This window comes from Hoeflea sp. Naph1 (assembly GCF_046837775.1).
Classification (GTDB): Bacteria; Pseudomonadota; Alphaproteobacteria; order Rhizobiales; family Rhizobiaceae; genus Hoeflea.
The window spans coordinates 2,994,207-3,009,635 of sequence record NZ_CP177286.1; the positions used below are offsets into that span (position 1 = coordinate 2,994,207).

Here is a 15,429-nt window from a genome sequence, read left to right on the forward strand (position 1 = left end):
TTTTGCTCATTACCCGGTAGTCTAAGCACCACACGGCCCCGCGCCCTGGGATACTGCGCCACGTAGCACGTTTTTAGCGTCATCGACCTTTTGCGCGACCCGTCATGGCTCCAACAGAGCGGCGGATACAGAACGGAATCGCCAATCGCGTCACACTCGAAAAATCCTTCAGATCAGACGTTCTGTCCCTCATCCGGCCCTTCAAGCACGGCGTTTGCTGAGGAAAATCCGCCGCACAGCCACAACGACACCTCCGCTGCGTCTTCGGCCGAATCGAATACATAATCGCCGCCGCGAAGGCTCGAATCGTGAAATTTGATGGAAAGACCCGGCCGGCCTTCGATTGCCTCGACCGACACGTCGCCAGGCTCGATCAGCCGCGCCACATAGTGCCGGCCCATCAGTTGCAGAAACCCGGTCTTGCCCCCCGCCAGCCGCAGGAAGCTGCCAACACCATCCCCGGTCATGACCACCGACCGTATCGCCTCTCCAGGATAGGCCCGCGCGAATTCGAGGATCACCTCGCCATGATCGCGCGAATCCTTCCGGCGCGCGCTGCCGGTATAATGCACGACGCCGACGACCAGCATCACACCAAAGGCAACCACAACGATCAAGGCGCCAAGACTCATGATTCTCCTCCGCGTGTCGCGACCCAAGCCTGCGTCAATCGCATCCGACTATGCCGCGCCCTATGACGCCGTGCAAGCCGTCCCGGATCAACGGCAGATTCTCGAACCGTCCACCCGGGTTTCCACCATGGTGCTCGGGCCTGAATTTCAGATCAGGCCGCTACGCGCCGCACGCCAGAGCCGCCATTGCCGCCGCCATTGCGGTGGCTGTGGCGCCAACTTTAGGCAATCCGATCCAAGTTTTTCAGCCCGGACCAGCACAGGCTCGACCAGAGCCGCCGGAAGATAGGCGGCCCGCACCACTGACGGGCTGTCCGATATCGCCGCGCGCGCCAGCCGCAAATGATCCCGGCCAAAGCCGGCAAAAGCCCGCACCGCAGCCGAAACCGCAGCCTCATTGTCACCCGCCAGAAAACTCTCACGGTCAAGCCCCGTGGCGGCAAGCAGATCGCCTGGCACGAACACCTGCCCGCGCGCACGTGTTAGCGGCAGCATCATCAGGTGTCCGGCAACAGCTTGGGCTACGCCGGCATGCCCGCTCGCCGTGGCAGTGTCGGCGGATGCTTCGGCGTCAATCAGAAATGCAGACATCTGCAACAATGCCGAGGCGGTTTCCCCGGCATAACCTTCATAGCTGGTCCGGTCCAGCATGGGATCATCGTAAAGATCGAACAGGCGAGCATCACATATCGCCATCAGCGGTGCGAGTGGCAGGCCACGTCGGGCAATCATCGCCATGAGTTTGCAGGCGACCGGATGAGCTTCGGCTTCTCCGGCACGTTCGCCCGACAAGACATCGCGCCACCATTGCAGCCGAATCTCTCCCGGCAGCGGTTCGCGAATTCGGTCACGGATCGCGGCAATTTCGGCGTTAAACAGCATCAGCGCGGCAAGATCGGCCTGCGCCGGACGCGGCATCAACAGTAGTGCTAGATAGCGATCGATATCGGCGGCGCGCAGCGCCTCAAGCGTGGTCTGATCGGGGAGCGGCGAGCTCGGTGCAGTAGAGGAAACGGAGTTTGCCATCGCTCAAACGGCGATCAGCGCAGCCGCCACTGCGCGCGATTCGGCAAGCATCACATTGTAGGTACGCACCGCAGCGCCGGTGCTCATCGGGTCCGACGATATGTTGGCTGCCCGCAATACAGATCTTAGCTCCGCTGGGATTGGCCGGATCGACATGCCGGTTCCCACCAGCAGGAATTCGATATCGCCGGCTTCCGCCAACACCCGCTCGAACAGGGCCATATCTAACGGCTGATCCGGCTCCACCTGCCATCCATGGATTCCCGATGGCAGGCAAAGGATGGAGCCGCGATGCGACATGTCGGCAAAGCGGAAACCGCCATTGCCATAGGCATCAATCTGCGCCCGGCCCGGGAAATGCGCTTCGCGAATCTCGATGCCCCGGGCCATGGCTCAGGCCGTGCTCTTGTCAGTTGTTTCAACCTCGCTGGGCTCTTCCACATCCAGTCCGACACGGAAATTATCCGCACGCAGCTTGAACAGGATGAGCACCGGCGCAGCGATATAGTTCGACGAATAGGTGCCGACAACCACACCGAAGATCATCGCAAAGGTGAACGACTGGATCACTTCGCCGCCGAAGATGTACAGCGCCGACAACGCCAGCAACGTTGTCACCGAAGTCAGGATCGTGCGTGGCAGCATCTCGTTGATCGACCGATCAAGCAGAGCCGGCAGAGGCATCTTCTTGTATCGTCGCAGATTCTCGCGCACCCGGTCATAAACCACCACCGTGTCATTGAGAGAGTAGCCAACAATTGTCAGCACCGCCGCAATACTCGACAGGTTGAATTCAATCCCGGTGATCACGAAAATGCCGATGGTCAGCACCACATCATGGATCGTGGCAATCACCGCGCCAAGCGCGAACTGCCACTCGAATCGGAACCAGATATAGACCAGAATCGCCATCAACGAGACGATCACGGCAATCGTGCCGGCTTGGGCCAGTTCGCCGGAGACTGTCGGTCCGACCACTTCGACACGACGGATATCGTAATCCCCCTCGAGTTCGGCCCGCACCAGGGTGATGACCGTCTGCTCGGCATTTTCGCCGCCGCCCTGGGCCTGAACCCGGATCAGCACTTCACGTGGCGTCCCGAATTCCTGCGCCTGGATATCACCCAGATTGAGCTCGGAAAGCCGCGCGCGGATGTCGCCGACATCGGCGTTGCCTTGCTTGGACTGGACCTCGATCATCGACCCACCCATGAAGTCGATGCCGTAATTCATGTTGACTGTCGCAAACAGTCCCAGAGCCAAAAGCGAGGCCGCGGCCGAGGCAATGAAGGAATACCGGCGAACCGACATGAAACGGAAACTGAAATCCCGAATAAACAGGTCGAGCGCGCCTTTGGGCATGGCCTTCGGGCGTCTGCGCCTGACCCATTCAGCAGCCAGCCACCGGGTCAGAGTGAAAGCGGTAAACACGGTCGTGACAATACCGATAGCAAGCGTGATGGCAAAACCGCGCACCGGGCCTGTACCGAGATAGAACAGGATGACAGCCGCAATCAACGTGGTCACGTTGGCGTCGAGGATGGTGGCGAAGGCTTTGCTGAAACCCGCATCAATTGCCTGAATAAGCGAACGCCCGCCGCGATGTTCCTCACGGATACGTTCATAGATCAGCACGTTGGAATCCACTGCCATACCGACGGTCAGCACGATGCCTGCAATACCCGGAAGCGTCAGCGTTGCCCCCAGAACGGTAAGCAGCGCAATGATCATGCAGACGTTGGCAATCAGCGCCAGATTGGCAATGAAGCCGAGCGTGCCGTAGGCAACGAACATGAACGCCAGCACCAGCAACGCACCGATTATGCCGGCGATTTCACCGGCAGCAACCGAATCCGCCCCCAGGCCAGGTCCGACTGTACGCTCTTCAATCACGGTAAGCGTTGCCGGCAGCGCGCCGGCACGCAAAAGGATGGCCAGGTCATTGGCGCTCTGGGCGTCGAAACTGCCCGAAATCTGTCCGGTACCACCCAGGATCGGCTCGCGGATCACTGGCGCCGAAATCACCTGTTCATCAAGCACGATGGCGAACGGCAAACCGACATTCTGGGTCGTGGCCTGGCCGAAACGCTGACCGCCCTTGGAATCGAACCGGAACGTGACGACAGGTTCGTTGGTCCGCTGGTCGAAACTTGCTTGCGCATCGACTAGGTTTTCACCCGAGACCAGAACCGATTTCTGGATCAGGTAGGGAATCGGCGGGTCATCGGTGGAAAAGAGCACTTCCGAGGTTGCCGGCGGACGGCCTTCCATTGCCTCCTGCACCGACATCGAGCTGTCGACCATCCTGAATGCCAGTTTGGCAGTCTGGTTAAGCAGGTTCTTGAGCCGTTCGGGGTCTTCCAGCCCGGGCACCTGAACCAGGATCCGGTCGGCGCCCTGGCGCTGGATCACCGGCTCGGTGGTGCCGAGTTCGTCGATGCGCTTGCGCACCACCTCGATCGACTGCGCCACAGCTGACGACACCCGGTAATCAATCCCGTCGTCGGTCAGGGTAATACGCAACAAGCCCGGCTGGCTTTCTTCCTCGATGGTTGCTTCACCCACCGTACCGCCGCCAAACAGACCCGAATTGATCGGCTCTGCCAGTTCGGCGAGAACCGTCTTGGCTTCCTCGATGCGCGCCTGGTCGCGAATCCGCACCTGAACCATCTGTCCCGTGCCCGACAACCCGGTGTAACCGATCCCGGCCTCACGCAGCAACCGGCGCACATCATCCACCGTGGTGGTCAACCGGTCCTTGACGATGTCCTGGCGTTCCACCTGCAACAGCATGTAGGAGCCGCCTTGCAGGTCGAGCCCAAGCGTCAATTGCTTGGACGGCACCCATTCAGGCAGGCTTTCGGCTTGTTGCGATGTCAGCAGATTTGGGAAGGCAAACACCACGCCGGCGAGAACGGCAAGCCAGATCAGAGTTGTTTTCCAACGGGAAAAATAAAGCATATTGCTCTCGGTTCATCCTAGGGGACGAAAAAGGTTCAGATTGGCCTGAAGCGAAACGGGTAGGAACACTCCTACCCGCTTATTTATGGCTATTCCTTGACGGGTTCGCTCTTGCTGCGAACATCCGCAATCAGGCTACGAAGAAGCCGGACCTTGACGCCATCGGAAATCTCGACTTCCAGCTCAGCATCATCAACAACCTTGGTGACCTTGGCGATCATGCCGCCGCCGGTGACGACCTGATCGCCGCGGCGCACATTCTTGAGCATTTCCTCGCGCTTCTTCGCCTGGGTCCGCTGCGGCCGAATGATCAGGAAATACATGATCACGAAGATAAGCAGGAACGGCAGGATCGACATCAGCATCTCGCTGCCGCCGCCACCCAGGGCGGATTGGGCATAGGCCGGGGTCACAAACATGAAATACTCCTTGAAGAATAATATGGGCGCCCCAACGGGCCTTCCAACAGTCGAGCGGAATATAGTGGCAACATGGCCGATTGCAACGCAAACATGGCAGATGGTAGCGTGAAATCCCCGCTGGAAACCACTTTTCCGCAACGACACCGCGTGCTACGCGCTCGCAATACCCCACCCAGCAGTCAAACCAGACCCCGGACATCAACATGCAAGACGAAACCGCACGGCAAATCCTCACCGAGCTCGCCCGCCTCACCCGCGCTGTGGAATCACTTGCCGGGCCCAAACCCGCAACAAGTGATTTTCAGGCCGCGGACTGTTTCATCTGGAACGCGGAGGCTGAATACCTTGCGCCAGTGGCCAAACCCAACCGGATCGAAATTGATCTGATCAAGGGCGTCGATCACGTCCGCGACATCCTCGTCGACAACACCCAGCGCTTCGCCAGCGGCCTGCCGGCCAACAATGTCCTGCTCTGGGGCGCGCGCGGCATGGGCAAATCGTCGCTGGTCAAGTCCGTCCACGCAAAGCTCGCATCCCAGCAAGGCCTGCCGGCACCGCTCAAGCTGGTGGAAATCCACCGCGAGGACATCAATTCGCTGCCCACCCTGATGTCGGTGCTCCGGCCCGCAACTGGTCGCTTCATCCTGTTTTGCGATGACCTGTCCTTCGACCATGATGACACCGCCTACAAATCGCTCAAGGCAGCACTTGACGGCGGAATCGAAGGCCGACCCGACAATGTTCTGTTATATGCCACCTCCAACCGCCGGCATCTGCTGCCGCGTGACATGATGGACAATGAGCGCTCAACGGCAATCAACCCGCATGAGGCTGTCGAGGAAAAGGTATCACTGTCGGATCGATTCGGTCTCTGGCTCGGCTTCCACAAATGCAGTCAGGATGAGTATCTCGACATGATCACCGGTTATGCGACCCATTATGACCTGAAGATCAAACCGGACGAGCTGCGCGCCGAAGCGCTGGAATGGTCGACTACACGCGGCGCCCGGTCAGGCCGCGTCGCCTGGCAGTTCATTCAGGATCTTGCCGGACGTCTGGGACAAACACTCTGAGACAATCTGCAGACCCGCAACGAAAAAAGGCCAGCGTTATCAACGCTGGCCTTTTTTGCATTTTTGCCTGGAGGGGCAGTTATTCGAGATAGCCCATCGGATCGACCGGTGACGCGTTCTTGCGAACTTCGAAATGCAGCCGCGGGGTCTTTGCCACGCCGGTCATCCCGGAACTTGCGATCACCTGGCCGCGCCCGACCTTGTCGCCACGACTGACATTAAGCGTGTTGGCGTGCGCGTAAACCGTCACCAGCCCGTCATCATGGCGGATGAGCACGGTCTTGCCGTATTCCTTCAGGCCATCGCCGGAATAGATCACCACCCCGTTTTCAGCGGCCTTGATCGGCGTTCCCGTCGGCATGGAAATGTCGATGCCGTCGTTACGCTTGCCGTTTTCGTTCTTGGCGTAGCCGGTGATAACCTGGCCGCGTGCCGGCCAGCGGAACTTGTCAATGCCGGTGGCCGCAGGCGCTATCGAGGCGACATCTGCATTGGTCTTGGCGGCGACACCATCCTGCGCCTTTTGGGTCGGCGGCGTGTAGGCCTTTGGCGCCGCCCCCTGTTCCACAGAAGCCGTCGACGTAGCAACAGCAGTTCCGCCACCGGGAATCGTCAGCGTCTGGCCGATTCGGATATTTGATCCCGAAAGGCCGTTGGCAGATTTCAAGGCGTCGACGCTTACCCCATGATTGCGAGCGATTTTCGACAGCGTGTCTCCAATTGTGACGGCATAGACACCACCAGACGACGAACCGCTGCTCGACGCGGTAGCATTTTCGGTGGTCGGCTGTGACGCGGACTGGGATTCGGCATTCTGCGGGTCACGCAGTGATGGTGCTGACGGCAGCACGGCAACATCGCGTCGCGGCGCCCGAATAGGCAGCGGAACCCGATCCTGGCTCGCCTCGCCATGCAGACCAACTCCGGATTTGGAGGCGCGCGTCTTGGGATTGCTGTCAGGTGCAGAAACCGGCGCCTGACGCGAGTAGACATAGACCGGGATCAGAATTTGCTGACTGGTAGAAACCCGCGAAGCATCGGTGATGCCGTTGGCCTTGATGATTTCGCTGGCTGGAACGCCATAGCGCTTGGACAGGTTGTAAATGGTTTCGCCCGGCCCCATCGTGATGCGGGTAGCGCCAGTGGTCGTCCAGCCGGCGTCACTCCGCGCGGTGCCGGTGACCATCGGATCCGGCGCCATCACCGGATCTGCATTGGTGCTGTAGGTCGAGCTAGGCTGCACAGACGCGCTCAACTGCGACGGGCGTTCCGGGAACGGTTGCGCTGAAGCTGCCGGGGCGGCAACCGAGGCCGTGTGGGTGGGTGCTGCCAAAGCCGGCAGAACCTCGGGCTGCCGTCGTGGCAGCACCGAGCGCGCCATATCCGAAGTTCGCTGAACCGCGTTACCGACGAGGCTCGAAGGCGATGTCGTCCGGCGAACCACGGACCCGGTAACCGAGCCTGTCGCGGTCGGATCATAACTCGCCTGGGCCGGAGCCCGGTAATCACCCGGAAAAGCTTGAGAAACTGCTGCTGGTGCCTGGGAATAGGTTCCGCTGTTAACGGCATCAGGCGGGACGGGAGCCCCCACCGAGGCCAGCGAAGCCGAGGACGCTTGCGGCACCGAGGCGGTGTACAACTGATCCACGTTCTTATAGGCGAAACGGTGAGCATCCGAACTGCAAGCCGCGGCGGAGCTTGCCAGAAGCGCGACACCGAGCATTCGGGTCACCGAAGCACCGGAAACAACTGTCTTTCTGAGACGCATAACACCACCCAATCAACGCAATACCAACTGACATGATTAAAGCGCGTTAGTGTTACTCATCGGTTAAAGTTGCCAAATTCCGTGTATTTTAAGCTGACAACCGGGCTACAACGTCGCTGAAATTCCGGGAATGAACGGCCGGTAAGGCACATCAAAAAGGTCCACCCGCTCAAAGCGGCTGCCTATCTTGGTCAAACGTGCCATCCGCGTTGTCTGGCCATCTTCCGAGATAATCGGCGCCAGCATGACCCCGCCGGAGGCAAGCTGATCAACGAACTGGCGGGGCATTGCGTCAAAGGCACAGGTTGCAATGATGCGATCAAAACTGCCCTCGCCGCTTACGCCTTTAAGGCCGTCTGCCTGGCGGGCGATCACATTACCCAGTCCGAGATGCTCAAACCGCTGTTGTGCAAGCTGAATCAGGGTCTTGTAGCGGTCAATGGTAACCACCCGCTCGGCCATGCGCGCGGCGACGGCGGCCAGAAATCCGCTTCCCGTACCAATATCGAGCACCCGCTGGCCGGGCTCGATCGCCAGCGCGGCCAGGCATTGTGCTACCAGGCGGGCACTCTCGGCGAAACCACCGCAATCAATTGGCATCAGACGGTCGTGATAGGCGGCATCGGAATAGGCGGCCGAAACGAAAAGTGTGCGCGGCGTTTGCTCAAATGCCGTCAACAGTTCCTTGTCGGCAATACCTTCGGCGCGCAGCCTCAGGAACAGGCCGGCAAACCCCTCTTTTTCCAATAGCCTCACATTCACTGTCAGTCCTTCAGCGCTTTAGCGATTTGATCCTGAACCGCGTGGTGGGTCAGATCCATTTGCAGCGGCGTCACCGAAACATAACCGTTCGAGATCGCCTTGATGTCACTGTTGCCATTCGGCTCAAAATCCCGTCGACCGAACTTCAACCAGAAATACGGAAACCCTCGCCCGTCAAGCCGCTCGTCGATCGACAGCGCATGGGTCATCACCCCCTGATCAGTCACGACCACACCCTTGACGTCTTCCACGGCACAATTGGGGAAGTTGACATTGAGCAGGGTTGTTTTCGGCAGGCTGAGTGCGACCAGCTTGCGCAGCAAATCCGGCGCCAACGTCTCGACTACATCCCACGGATGCACCCTGCCCTCCTGCAGCCTGTAGGCCTGGCTGATGGCAATCGACCGCACCCCCAGAAGTGTTCCTTCCATGGCGCCTGCGACGGTGCCGGAATAGGTCACGTCATCAGCGACATTCTGTCCGGCATTGACGCCCGACAGCACCAGGTCAGGCGCCTGATCCATCAGTTTGCGGATCGCCATGATCACGCAATCGGTGGGCGTGCCGCGCAGCGCATAGGTCTTGTCTTTCACCTTGCGCAATCGCAGCGGTTCGGAAAGCGTCAATGAATGGGCAAGCCCGCTCTGGTCGGTTTCCGGCGCAACCACCCAGACATCGTCGGAGAGTGTCCTGGCGATGCGCTCGAGCACCTCAAGCCCCTCGGCGTGAATACCGTCGTCATTGGTGATGAGTATGCGCATCATGTGATCCTTGCAGCGGCAGTCAACTTGCACTTTCGATGCGGGTAAGGCCACCCATATACATGCGCAGCGCGTCGGGGACGGTGATCGACCCGTCTTCGTTCTGGTAGTTTTCCATCACAGCGATCAACGCCCGGCCGACGGCAACACCCGAACCATTGAGCGTATGGACAAAGCGGGTGGCCTTGTCGCCCGGCTTGCGGCAACGCGCATTCATGCGCCGCGCCTGAAAATCACCACAGACCGAACAGGACGAAATTTCCCGGTAGGCCTTCTGGCCCGGGAGCCATACCTCGATATCGTAGGTTTTCTGGGCGCCAAAACCCATATCGCCGGTGCACAGCACCACAGTGCGATAGTGCAGCCCTAACCGGTTGAGCACCGCTTCTGCGCTCGCGGTCATCCGCTCATGTTCTTCAAGCGAGGTTTCCGGTGTGGTCACCGAAACCATCTCGACCTTGTTGAACTGATGCTGCCGGAGCATGCCGCGGGTGTCACGGCCGGCCGATCCGGCCTCGGAGCGAAAACACGCCGTCAGCGCGGTATAGCGCAGCGGCAATTGCTGCTCATCGAGAATTTCGCCGGCTGCCATATAGGTCAGCGGCACTTCCGCCGTCGGAATCAGCCAACGACCGTCGGTGGTGCGAAACAGATCATCGCCAAACTTCGGCAACTTGTCGGTACCGTAGGCGGCGGCATCGTTGACCAGCAGCGGCGGGTTTACCTCGCGATAGCCATGCTCGCCCGTGTGCAAATCCAGCATGAACTGGCCCAGCGCCCGTTCAAGCCGCGCCAGCGGTCCAGACAGGATGGTAAACCGTGCGCCAGACATTTTCGCCGCCCGCTCGAAGTCCATCATTCCGAGCGCTTCGCCAAGTTCGAAATGCTCCTTGGGCTCAAACCCGAGATCAGGCTTTTCACCGCCCAAACGAATTTCGACATTGTCCCCTTCATCGGCACCGACCGGCACTTCGTCGAGCGGGATATTCGGCAGAACCGAAAGCGCATGCTTGAGCACTTCGTCAAGCTCCCGCTCTTTGGCTTCGCCAGCCTGCAATTCGTCCTTGAGCTTGGCAACTTCGGTCTTCAGCGCGTCTGCAGCAGCCTGATCCTTGGCGGCCATCGCCTTGCCTATTTCCTTGGAAGCAGCATTGCGGCGTTCCTGCAGGGCTTGAACCGCGCCGACATGGCTGCGGCGCGCTTCGTCAAGCGCCACCAACCGATCGGCTTGCGGGTCAGCGCCACGTTTGGCGAGCGCCGCGTCAAGCGCTGCAGGGTTTTCTCGTATCCATTTGATGTCAAGCATGGCTGGTTCCGGAATTCGAATTTCCGCGCCAGCCCCGTAATCTCGCCGCCATGTCAGACGGCGTGACGAACCTCCAGAACTCAGTCGTCCCCTTGGGGATCAGAGTCAGCCGATGATTCGGGATCATCTGCTGCCGCCGTGGCCTTTGCCGCGGCGCGCTGGCGCTCCACGAGACGGGCGCAATAGATGGCAATCTCGTAAAGAATGATGGTGGGCAGCGCAAGCCCGATCTGGGAGACCGGATCGGGCGGCGTTAGCACCGCAGCTGCGACAAACGCGGCGACGATGGCATATTTGCGCTTTGCTGCGAGGCCGACAGAGGTGGCAAGCCCTGCCCGCGCCAGCAACGTGGTCACCACCGGCAACTGGAATACCAGGCCGAAGGCGAAGATAAGCGTCATGATTAGCCCGAGATATTCCGAAACCTTCGGCAACAGCACGATCGACGCCTCGCCGTGGCCTCCGGTCTGTTCCATCGCCAGGAAGAACCACATCACCATCGGCGTGAAAAAGAAGTAGACCAGCGCCGCGCCGAGCAGGAACAATACCGGCGACGCCACCAGAAACGGCAGAAATGCCGAGCGCTCATTCTTGTAAAGCCCCGGTGCTACGAACTTGTAGACCTGTGCCGCGATCATCGGAAAGGCCAGCACCACGCCCCCGAACATGCCGATCTTGATCTGGGTAAAGAAAAATTCCTGCGGCGCCGTGTAGATCAATTCGATCTTGCGATCAGTCATCCCGGCCCAGTCCACCGCCCAGGTGAAAGGTTGCACCAGCATGTTGAACAGCGGTTTGGCGAACGCGAAACAGACAAGAAAAGCAATGAAGAAGGCACCGATCGCCCACATCAGGCGATTGCGCAGTTCCATCAAATGCTCAAGCAGCGGCTGCGGCTTGTCATCAATATCTTCGGTCAAGCCGAGCCCTCACCTTGTTTCGGTTTTCTGGCACGCGCAGGGGCCTTGGCCCCGCCCGATGGCTTGGCTGCGGCCTTGGTCGTGGCAGCCGGAGCATTCGACGACGATGGCTTGCTCGCTGCCGATGCCTTCGCTGCAGTTTTTCGGGCAACAGGCTTAACTACCGGCTGAGACTTTGTCGTGGGCTTGGCAGCCAACTCCGTCTTTACCGCTGGCTTGGCCGGCGTCTTTGCCCTGGCCGAGGTTTTTGCTTTTGCCGCGGCGCCCGATGGCGACACGGATTTCGACGTGGTCTTGTCACCGGCTTTACCCGTCGGAGCCGGCGCGTCGGCCTTGATGTCCGGTGGACCATCCGCAAGCTTCATCGCCGGTGTTGGTACCGCCACATCCGGGACCGGTTTGTCCGCAGCCGTTGACGGCGTCTTCACGGATTTTTCCAGGTCCGAACGGATTTCCTTGGCAGTATCCTTTAACGGATTGACCGCGTCACGAATGCTCTGCATCGGGTTGAGTTTGCGTGCGCTGTCAAACGTCTTCTTGACATCGTCAAGATCCGCTTCCCGCAACGCCTCATCGAACTGACCCCGAAACTCAGATGCCATAGATCTGAGTTTCTTGGTGGTCCGCCCGAAGGCGCGCAGCATCGGTGGCAGGTCTTTAGGACCGACCACGATTATCAGCACAATGGCGACGACCAGAAGTTCTGGCCAACCGATATCGAACATTCAGGCTTCTCCGCACCCCTCAGGGCATTGGAAATGAGCGGATTAGCCGCGATCCTTGGCTTCTTCGGCCTTGTTTTCGACCGACTTGGCCTCAACCGATTTGGCATCGGGTGTGGAATCATCGTCACCCATGCCCTTCTTGAAGCTTTTGATACCCTTGGCAACATCGCCCATCAGTTCCGGGATCTTGCCGCGACCGAAAAGCAGAAGAACGACGACCAGAACGATAAGCCAATGCCAAATACTGAAACTACCCATGAAACTCTCCTCTAAGGATTCTACATTGATTTAAAGTGTTTATCCGTTTCTTTCAAACACCAAAATGTCTCTCTCGTTAACGGACACAGAAACATCCCGCGCGCCAGGACGCAACTGGCCTGCCCTGATGCGCGCATCGATTGGGTTTTCACCGCCTGCAACCACCAATGTCACCAACTCTTCAACGCCAAGAAACCGGCGCGCTACCACTCGCGCCGGTACACCGCATGGTGTCTCTGTCACCTCGAGGCCCGGCAATCGCACGGCAATGGCGACTTCCGTGCCATCAGAATGCCCGGGCGCCTTGACCGGTCCAACCGGGGTTTGCGCGATTCCGCCCTCGACGATTCCGTCAAACACATTGATCTCGGAAAAGAACCCCGCGGCGAACAGGCTTGCGGGACGGTGGTAAAGATCCTCCGCCGTTCCCACCTGCACCAGCGCGCCATCCCTGAGCAGGGCAATCCGGTCGCCCATCCGCATGGCTTCTTCCGCATCATGGGTAACGACGACGGCCGTGGCCCGCGCTTCCCGCAAAATCGCCAGTGTTTCGGCGCGCACACTGTCCTTGAGCCGCGAATCAAGCCCCGAGAAGGGCTCATCCATCAACAGCACCGCAGGTCGCGGTGCCAGCGCCCGCGCCAGCGCCACCCGCTGCTGCTCGCCGCCCGACAGCGCATGCGGGTAATTGTCGGCGTAATGAACCATTCCGACCCGGTCCAGCGCAGCCATCGCCTCGCGCTTGGCGTCAGCCGATGACAGCGCCGTCAGGCCGAAGCGGACATTATCGAGAATGGTCAGATGCGGAAACAACGCAAAATCCTGAAACATCAGGCCGATGCCGCGACGTTCCGGCGGTAGGTTGATTTCCGGCCCGGCAATTTCGCGGTCATTGAGAAAAAGCCGACCACGGCTCATGCGCTCGATTCCGGCCGCGATCCTGAGCAATGTTGTCTTGCCCGATCCAGAAGGCCCAAGCAGACACAGAACTTCGCCGGGTTCGGCAGCCAGCGTCACCCCATGCAGCGTCTGCTGCTCACCGTAAGCATGATGGATATCCTCAAACGCCAAGCGCGCGGCAAAGGTTACACCTGCCGTCCTGCGCGCGATCGCCGTCCTTATATGCTGGTTCACGATGGTCGGGACCCTTGTCGTCAGCAACACTCCACCCGGTTCATAACCGAGCCCGCGTGCTTAGTCCTCCGCTTCACCCATCGGTGTCAAGAGTCCAAGTTCTTCCAGATCCATTTGCGTGATCGGATCTTCATCTTCAGTGAGGTCATCACTGGCTGACAAAATCGGTGGCTGGAAGTTCGACGGCACCTTGCCCGACAACAACCCCGCCCCCTTGAGTTCGTCCATACCCGGCAGATCACGCAGGTCCTCAAGACCAAAATGGTCGAGAAACGCCGCTGTGGTGCCGTAGGTTACCGGCCGGCCCGGCGTCCGGCGGCGACCACGCATCCGCACCCAGCCTGTTTCCATCAACACATCCAGCGTGCCCTTGGAGGTGGCCACGCCGCGGACGTCTTCAATTTCGGCCCGTGTTACCGGCTGGTGATAGGCAATGGTCGACAGAACCTCGAGCCCAGCGCGCGACAGCTTCTTGATTTCGGTTTCTTCCTGGCGGATCAGAAAGCCCAGATCCGGCGCAGTGCGAAACGCCCAGGCATCACCGACCCGCACCAGATTGACGCCGCGATCAGCATAACGGCGCGCCAATTGCGTCATTACCGCATCGACAGCCACGTCATCGGGCAGTTTCGTCGCGATCAGTTTTGCGGCGACCGGCTCGCTCGATGCAAACACCAGCGCCTCGGCAATCCGCTCGGCTTCGCGAAGCGCGCGGTTCTTGAGTGCGTCAAGAGCATCCGCACCGGTTTCCTCATTCTGAGCCTGATCCATATCGCCGCCATAGGCCATCGCTTCACCGTAACCGGGATCCATTGTCATGATCTGCTCCCCGCATTAAGACCGGCGCCGGACGGACGTCGCATGAAGATGGGCTGGAAGGCGCCGTCCTGCCGGATTTCCATCCGCCCTTCCCGCACCAGTTCCAGACTGGCCGCAAACGAGCTGGCAATGGCCGTCACCCGCTCCTCGGGGTCAGAAAGGTAGCGCGCCAGATACTGGTCCAGCGCTGTCCAGTCCTTGAGCTCGCCGATCAGCCGCGTCAGTATGACGCGTGCATCGCTGAGCGACCAGACCCTACGTCGGGCGATCGTCACCTGGGTTACCATCTGCCGCTGCCGCTGCGACGCATAGGCCGTCAGCAGGTCATAGAGCGTTGCGTCGAAGCTCGAATTAAGGTCGATGACCAGCGGCTCCGGCGCGCCGCGCGCAAACACGTCGCGTCCAAGCCGGTGACGATTGACGAGCCGCGTTGCCGCCTCCCGCATTGCCTCCAGCCGCTTGAGCCGGAACGCCAGTTGCGCCGCCATTTCCTCACCGCTCGGCTCGTCGCCCTTCGGTCCCTGAGGTATCAGCAGACGCGACTTGAGATAGGCGAGCCACGCCGCCATCACCAGGTAATCGGCGGCAAGCTCAAGCCGCAACGTCCGCGCTTTTTCGACAAATTGCAGATATTGCTCGGCCAGCGCCAGCACCGAGATCTTGGCCAGATCGACCTTTTGAGTGCGCGCCAGATGCAACAGCAGGTCAAGCGGGCCTTCAAATCCGTCAACATCGATCACCAGGAAAGGATCGCCGGTGGCCCGGTCGGCAGCGGCCGTGTCCCACACGGCATCCATCGGCGTTGTCACCGCGGACGCCTTGCCGGCTTCACTGCTGCTTTGCTGCCGGTTGCCGTTGCTCA

16 protein-coding genes are annotated in these 15,429 nt (G+C 59.9%); 1 reads left to right on the forward strand and 15 read right to left on the reverse strand.

What is annotated here, in order from left to right; translation table 11 throughout:
- Positions 1 to 173 precede the first annotated feature (173 nt).
- The 5 genes from ACK6D9_RS14415 to yajC form a co-directional block, all read right to left on the reverse strand.
- Positions 174 to 632: a hypothetical protein gene (locus ACK6D9_RS14415; RefSeq protein WP_412049030.1), complete on the reverse strand. Its 459-nt coding sequence runs from the start codon at positions 630 to 632 to the stop codon at positions 174 to 176.
- Between the two features lie 147 nt (positions 633 to 779).
- The gene (locus tag ACK6D9_RS14420; RefSeq protein WP_412049031.1) at positions 780 to 1,658 is read right to left on the reverse strand and encodes a phytoene/squalene synthase family protein; all 879 of its coding nucleotides are present in this window, start codon (positions 1,656 to 1,658) and stop codon (positions 780 to 782) included.
- Positions 1,659 to 1,661: 3 nt separating this feature from the next.
- On the reverse strand, positions 1,662 to 2,048 hold the full coding sequence (locus ACK6D9_RS14425) for an Mth938-like domain-containing protein (RefSeq protein ID WP_412049032.1): 387 nt from the start codon (positions 2,046 to 2,048) through the stop codon (positions 1,662 to 1,664).
- A 3-nt stretch (positions 2,049 to 2,051) separates the two neighbouring features.
- On the reverse strand, positions 2,052 to 4,619 hold the full coding sequence (gene secDF / locus ACK6D9_RS14430; RefSeq protein WP_412049033.1) for a protein translocase subunit SecDF: 2,568 nt from the start codon (positions 4,617 to 4,619) through the stop codon (positions 2,052 to 2,054).
- A gap of 89 nt (positions 4,620 to 4,708) precedes the next feature.
- A complete protein-coding gene (gene yajC, locus ACK6D9_RS14435) occupies positions 4,709 to 5,038 on the reverse strand; it encodes a preprotein translocase subunit YajC (RefSeq protein WP_322988806.1) in 330 nt (109 codons plus the stop codon).
- Positions 5,039 to 5,244: 206 nt separating this feature from the next.
- Here yajC and ACK6D9_RS14440 point away from each other — a divergent pair, with 206 nt between their 5' ends.
- The gene (locus ACK6D9_RS14440) at positions 5,245 to 6,114 is read left to right on the forward strand and encodes an ATP-binding protein (RefSeq protein WP_412049034.1); all 870 of its coding nucleotides are present in this window, start codon (positions 5,245 to 5,247) and stop codon (positions 6,112 to 6,114) included.
- Positions 6,115 to 6,193: 79 nt separating this feature from the next.
- Here ACK6D9_RS14440 and ACK6D9_RS14445 read toward each other — a convergent pair whose 3' ends face one another.
- The 10 genes from ACK6D9_RS14445 to ACK6D9_RS14490 all read right to left on the reverse strand — a co-directional run bounded on the left by ACK6D9_RS14445 (position 6,194) and on the right by ACK6D9_RS14490 (position 15,364).
- Positions 6,194 to 7,837, reverse strand: a complete 1,644-nt coding sequence (locus tag ACK6D9_RS14445; protein WP_412051819.1) for a peptidoglycan DD-metalloendopeptidase family protein — start codon at positions 7,835 to 7,837, stop codon at positions 6,194 to 6,196.
- A gap of 150 nt (positions 7,838 to 7,987) precedes the next feature.
- Positions 7,988 to 8,644: a protein-L-isoaspartate(D-aspartate) O-methyltransferase gene (locus ACK6D9_RS14450; protein WP_412049035.1), complete on the reverse strand. Its 657-nt coding sequence runs from the start codon at positions 8,642 to 8,644 to the stop codon at positions 7,988 to 7,990.
- A gap of 2 nt (positions 8,645 to 8,646) precedes the next feature.
- The gene (gene surE, locus ACK6D9_RS14455) at positions 8,647 to 9,405 is read right to left on the reverse strand and encodes a 5'/3'-nucleotidase SurE (RefSeq protein WP_322988802.1); all 759 of its coding nucleotides are present in this window, start codon (positions 9,403 to 9,405) and stop codon (positions 8,647 to 8,649) included.
- Between the two features lie 22 nt (positions 9,406 to 9,427).
- The gene (gene serS, locus ACK6D9_RS14460; RefSeq protein ID WP_412049036.1) at positions 9,428 to 10,711 is read right to left on the reverse strand and encodes a serine--tRNA ligase; all 1,284 of its coding nucleotides are present in this window, start codon (positions 10,709 to 10,711) and stop codon (positions 9,428 to 9,430) included.
- An 80-nt stretch (positions 10,712 to 10,791) separates the two neighbouring features.
- A complete protein-coding gene (gene tatC / locus ACK6D9_RS14465) occupies positions 10,792 to 11,631 on the reverse strand; it encodes a twin-arginine translocase subunit TatC (protein ID WP_412049037.1) in 840 nt (279 codons plus the stop codon).
- Positions 11,628 to 12,356 carry a Sec-independent protein translocase protein TatB gene (gene tatB / locus ACK6D9_RS14470; protein ID WP_412049038.1) on the reverse strand — a complete coding sequence of 243 codons (729 nt, stop codon included), beginning with the start codon at positions 12,354 to 12,356 and terminating at the stop codon, positions 11,628 to 11,630. The genes tatC and tatB overlap by 4 nt, the downstream gene beginning before the upstream one ends.
- A gap of 42 nt (positions 12,357 to 12,398) precedes the next feature.
- The gene (locus ACK6D9_RS14475) at positions 12,399 to 12,614 is read right to left on the reverse strand and encodes a twin-arginine translocase TatA/TatE family subunit (protein WP_322989232.1); all 216 of its coding nucleotides are present in this window, start codon (positions 12,612 to 12,614) and stop codon (positions 12,399 to 12,401) included.
- Positions 12,615 to 12,653: 39 nt separating this feature from the next.
- Positions 12,654 to 13,751 (reverse strand): ABC transporter ATP-binding protein, encoded by a 1,098-nt coding sequence (locus tag ACK6D9_RS14480; RefSeq protein WP_412051820.1) that lies wholly within the window; start codon positions 13,749 to 13,751, stop codon positions 12,654 to 12,656.
- A gap of 57 nt (positions 13,752 to 13,808) precedes the next feature.
- Positions 13,809 to 14,519: an SMC-Scp complex subunit ScpB gene (gene scpB, locus ACK6D9_RS14485; protein WP_412051821.1), complete on the reverse strand. Its 711-nt coding sequence runs from the start codon at positions 14,517 to 14,519 to the stop codon at positions 13,809 to 13,811.
- 44 nt (positions 14,520 to 14,563) lie between these two features.
- The gene (locus ACK6D9_RS14490) at positions 14,564 to 15,364 is read right to left on the reverse strand and encodes a ScpA family protein (RefSeq protein ID WP_322989242.1); all 801 of its coding nucleotides are present in this window, start codon (positions 15,362 to 15,364) and stop codon (positions 14,564 to 14,566) included.
- Positions 15,365 to 15,429 lie beyond the last annotated feature (65 nt).